The sequence below is a fragment of the Mesorhizobium sp. P5_C1 genome (assembly GCF_054049815.1).
The window spans coordinates 1-758 of sequence record NZ_JBFULQ010001242.1; the positions used below are offsets into that span (position 1 = coordinate 1).

The 758-nt window shown below is 59.2% G+C and carries 1 protein-coding gene; it reads right to left on the minus strand.

What is annotated here, in order from left to right:
- On the minus strand, positions 1-582 hold a 582-nt coding region (locus ACXJ7R_RS35125; protein ID WP_457155802.1), incomplete at its 3' end, for a glycosyltransferase.
- Between the last annotated feature and the right edge of the window lie 176 nt (positions 583-758).

Here is a 758-nt window from a genome sequence, read left to right on the forward strand (position 1 = left end):
GACGTTGATCGTTTGGCGGAAGTCCAAGGGGTCAGCCGACATCGGATGATACACAGCGAGGTCGACCCCGTTCGGAACGAGACTTACAAGCTCCGGCGCCAATCCCACCGCAAGTGCTTGCGACCAAGCTTCGCGGCACACAACAATGGTGTGGCTCCCGGTTGTGCGCGCCACACTAATTTCCTGCGGATGCAAGCTCATCCCGTGCACCGTGGCAACGGTCGGCGTCCCGCTCAGTCGGCCGGCCATTGCCGCCACGGTATGCGCGTTCATCAGGTGAGCGTGGAGCAAGTCGACACCGGTTTCACGGACGAGTGTGCATATCAGTTCGATTGTCTTCCAAGGTGGATCATCACGCAGGGGCGCAATATACACGTCTCTGCCTTCGGACCTTAACAATGCGGTATAAGGGCTTTCATACGGGCACAGGAGCGACACTCTGAACTCGTTCGATGGCAGGTTCGCAGCCAGATTACGCACGTAGTTTTCCATGCCTCCGACGATGGCGTTGCCCAAGACCTCAAGCACATGCGTGCGCTCATCAGTCTGGCCGCCTGGCACCGCACGCGGGGTCCGGCCCATCAGTTTCCTCCTTGCGAGGGGCGTAGCCTTAGCCAATCCATTGCAGTCCCCGACATGATCGCATTTCGGTCATCGGCTGCGACGTCGAGCTGCTCGAGAATTGCCGTGACCTCGTCAAGAGCAGCGTGGATATGAGGACCACTGCACGGCAAGAATCGGTCGCTGCCGAATTGCAG